The organism is bacterium (genome assembly GCA_016873475.1).
GTDB lineage: Bacteria > Krumholzibacteriota > Krumholzibacteriia > JACNKJ01 > JACNKJ01 > VGXI01.
Window position 1 is genome coordinate 1 of sequence record VGXI01000266.1, and the last position, 3,684, is coordinate 3,684.

General features: G+C 72.3%; 4 protein-coding genes. All 4 read right to left on the reverse strand.

Going from position 1 to position 3,684, the window contains the following annotated elements; translation table 11 throughout:
* Positions 1–399: FMN-binding protein (locus FJ251_14410; protein ID MBM4118898.1), on the reverse strand; the 399-nt coding region annotated here is incomplete at its 3' end.
* Positions 396–1,433, reverse strand: a complete 1,038-nt coding sequence (locus FJ251_14415) for an RnfABCDGE type electron transport complex subunit D (GenBank protein ID MBM4118899.1) — start codon at positions 1,431–1,433, stop codon at positions 396–398. The genes FJ251_14410 and FJ251_14415, both read right to left, overlap by 4 nt.
* Before the next feature lie 25 nt (positions 1,434–1,458).
* On the reverse strand, positions 1,459–2,784 hold the full coding sequence (rsxC, locus tag FJ251_14420) for an electron transport complex subunit RsxC (GenBank protein ID MBM4118900.1): 1,326 nt from the start codon (positions 2,782–2,784) through the stop codon (positions 1,459–1,461).
* A 15-nt stretch (positions 2,785–2,799) separates the two neighbouring features.
* On the reverse strand, positions 2,800–3,600 hold the full coding sequence (locus FJ251_14425) for a ferredoxin (GenBank protein MBM4118901.1): 801 nt from the start codon (positions 3,598–3,600) through the stop codon (positions 2,800–2,802).
* Positions 3,601–3,684: the final 84 nt, after the last annotated feature.

Genomic DNA, 3,684 nt, shown 5'->3' on the forward strand with positions numbered 1-3,684 from the left:
GGGCGCGGGGTCGGCGTACTTCGCGCCCAGGCCCGGCGTCTCCGCGTGGCGGAGGATGCGCAGGCCGCTCACCTTCCCCTCGGCGTCGAGGCCGAGCATCAGCTCGATCTCGCCCGAGTAGCCAGACTTGGTCAGGGCCTTGAAGGCGACGCCCGCGGGTGCCTCGCCCCGGTAGCCACGCCAGTAGCTGCGCTCGCCGGCCGCGTCGCTCAGGTCGACGCGATCGGCATCGGGGAGGTTGTCGAAGGGCGGCATCACGGCCGCGACCGCTGCCATGCGCTCGCGGAGCATCGCCTGCCGGATGGGCTCGCGCGTCTGCGCGTCCACCTGGCTGAGCAAGAGCGCGGCGACGGCGCAGATCAGGGCGAGCCGCAGGCCGAGGTCGAGGATCTCCTTCATGCCGCCTTCCTCTCCTCGTAGAGCCGCCGTCCCGTCCCGAAGACGCGCGGCCGCGTCGCGCGGTCGATGAGCGGCGTCGCGGCATTCATCAGGAGGATCGCGAAGCTGACGCCCTCGGGGTAGCCGCCCCAGAGGCGGATCAGCGCCGTTAGCAGGCCGCAGCCGAGCCCGAAGACGAGCATGCCCCGCCGGGTCACCGGACTGGTCACCATGTCCGTCGCCATGAAGAAGGCGCCGAGGAAGAGGCCGCCCGACAGCAGGTGGTAGACCGGCGAGCCGTGGCGCGCCGGATCGAGCAGCCAGGGCAAGCCGCTCAGGACGGCGACCGCGGCCAGGAAGCCGACCGGGATCTGCCAGCGGATGTGCCCGCGCCACAGCAAGTAGAGCCCGCCGAGGAGCAGCGCGATGACGCTGACCTCGCCCAGGCTGCCGCCGCGCACGCCGACGAGCAGCTTCCAGAGCGGCGTCAGGGCGAGCTCGTCCACGCTGCGGCCGAGAGCCAGGCCCTCGCGCAGGGTGCCCAGCGGCGTGGGGCCCGTCCCGCCGTCCAGGCGCAGCGGCCCGGTCGGCAGGGCCCAGGTCGTCATCTGCACCGGGAAGGAGACGAGGAGCAGCACGCGCGCCACGAGAGCGGGATTGAAGGGGTTGTAGCCGAGCCCGCCGTAGATCTGCTTGGCGATGACGATGGCGACGAAGGCGCCGATCAGCACCAGCCACCAGGGACTGGTCGGCGGCAGGTTCATCGCGAGCAGGACGCCGGTGACGGCGGCGCTGAGGTCGTGCAGGCGGCCGGGTCGCTTCAGGAGCCGCAGGGTCGCCCACTCGAAGCAGAGGCAGCCGCCGACGGCGAAGACCAGCACGCGCAGCGCCGGCAGGCCGAAGAACCAGAGCCCCATCAGCAGAGCGGGCGCGAGCGCGATCAGCACGTCGCGCATGATGCGCGGCACCTCGCGGTCGCTGTGCACGTGGGGCGAGCTGCTCATCACGAGCAGCGGCGCGGCGGTCGGCGTCTTGGCGATCCCGTCTTCGCTCATGGTCCCCCTCCTCCGCTCGCGGCGCTCAGGCCGCGCCCGATCGGCTCTCCAGCGCTCTCAGTTCCGCCTTGCCGCGCCGGAAGAGCTGCACCAGCGGCCGGAAGGAGGGGCAGACGTAGGCGCAGCTGCCGCACTCGATGCAATCCCCCACCCGGTAGTCCGCCAGATCGGCGAAGCGGCCGCGCTCGGCGAGCACGCCCATCGCGCTCGGCACGAGCCCCATCGGGCAGGCGTCCACGCAGGTCCCGCAGCGGATGCAGGGATCGGCAAGATACTGGGTGATCCGCTCGGCCGGCAGGCAGAGGATGCCGCTCGTGCCCTTGATCACCGGCACCTCGAGGCTGAACTGGCCGAGGCCCATCATCGGCCCGCCGAAGATGACCTTGGCGATGCGCGGGCCGAGGCCGCCGCAATGGGCGATGACGTCCGCGAGCAGGGTACCCACGCGCAGGCGCAGATTGGCGGGCCGCGCGATACCCTCGCCGGTCACGGTGGTCACGCGCTCGATGAGCGGCAGACCCTGGCCGACGGCCTCGCAGGCGGCCACGGCGGTGCCCACGTTCTGCACCAGGCAGCCGACGTCCATCGGCAGGCCGCCGGCCGGCACCCTGCGGCCGGTCAGCGCCACGATGAGGTGCTTCTCCGAGCCCTGCGGGTACTTCGCCTCGAGCAGCACGAACTCCGCGGCGACGTCCGGCGGGCAGGCTTTGCGCAGCGCCTCGAGTGCGTCGGGCTTGTTGGCCTCCACCCCGATGATGATTCGCTTCACGCCCAGCACGCGGGCCATCAGGCCGAGGCCCTCCATCACGGCCGGCGCCTGCTCGAGCATTGCGCGGTGGTCGCTGGTCAGGTAGGGCTCGCACTCGGCGCCGTTGAGGATGAAGGTGTCGATCGGCTTGTCGGCCGGCGGGCTCAGCTTGACGTGCGTGGGGAAGGTGGCGCCGCCCATGCCGACCAGGCCGGCGGCCTTCAGTGCATCGCGCAGGGCGGCCGGCGCCTGCTGCCGCCAGTCGCCCAGGGGCGCGAGCCCGTCCCAGAGCCGATCCTCGCCGTCGGCCTCGATCTCGACGGCCGGCAGGGAACGCCCGAGCGGATGCGGCCAGTCCTTGATCGCCTTGACCGCGCCGCTGGTCGGGGCGTGCACCGGCACGGAGACGAAGCCCTGCGGCTGCGAGAGCGGCTCGCCCTTGGCCACCTGCTGCCCCTTGGTAACGAGGGGCGTCCCCGGCGCGCCGAGGTGCTGCGAGAGCGGCACGGCGTAACGCGGCAGCAGGGGCAGGGTCTCGATGGCCAGACCCGCCGTCTCCTTGTGGTAGTCGGGATGGACCCCGCCCTTGAAGCGCATGGCCAGCCTCTCTTCCGCCGCTCAGTGGCGCTTGCTGCGCAGGTCGAGGACGCGGATCGAGCCGTTCGGGCACTGCTCGACGAGCGCCTCGTCGGTAGGGGCGAGGGCATAGTCGACGCGGGCGAGGAAGTCCGTCACCGCGATGCCGCCGCCCGCCGCCTTCTCGCACTTCTTGCAGGCGATGCAAGCGACCTGGCAGGCCTTGCGCGCCTGGGGACCCCTGTCCGTGTTGCTGCAGAGCACGTGGATGCGCGCGCGCTCCGGCACGAGGTCGATGATCCCCTTCGGGCAGGCGCCCACGCACTTGCCGCAGGCCGTGCAGCGCTCGGCGAGGATCTGGGCGATGCCGCTGGGCAGGATCGCGATGGCGCCGAAGCGGCAGGCCCCCTGGCAGTCGCCCAGGCCAAGGCAGCCCTGCAGGCAGGACTTGTCGCCGCCGCCGAGCTGGGCGGCACTGGCGCAGCTCGCCAGGCCGTTGTAGAGGTAGCGGCGCGGCGCCAGGTCATTGCCGCCCTGGCAATGGATGAGCGCCACCCGCCGCTCCTTGAGCTCGACGCTCAGGCCCATCACGCCCGCCACGGCCTGGGCCGTGCTCCCGCCGCCCACGGGACAGCCGTCCACCGGCGCGGCGCCGCTGACCACGGCACCCGCGAAGTCGTTGCAGCCTGCGCAGCCGCAGCCGCCGCAGTTGGCACCGGGCAACAGCTCGAGCAGGGCTTCCTGGCGCGGGTCGGTCTCGACGGCGAAGAAGCGCGCGGCCCAGCCGAGTCCAAGACCGGAGACCAGGCCGAGGCCGGCAAGGACGGCGGTGGCAACCAGCATGACGAACCTCCTGCGGGCTCAGACGAGCCCGGCAAAGCCCATGAAGGCCAGGGAGAGGATGCCGGCCGTCACGAGCGCGATTTT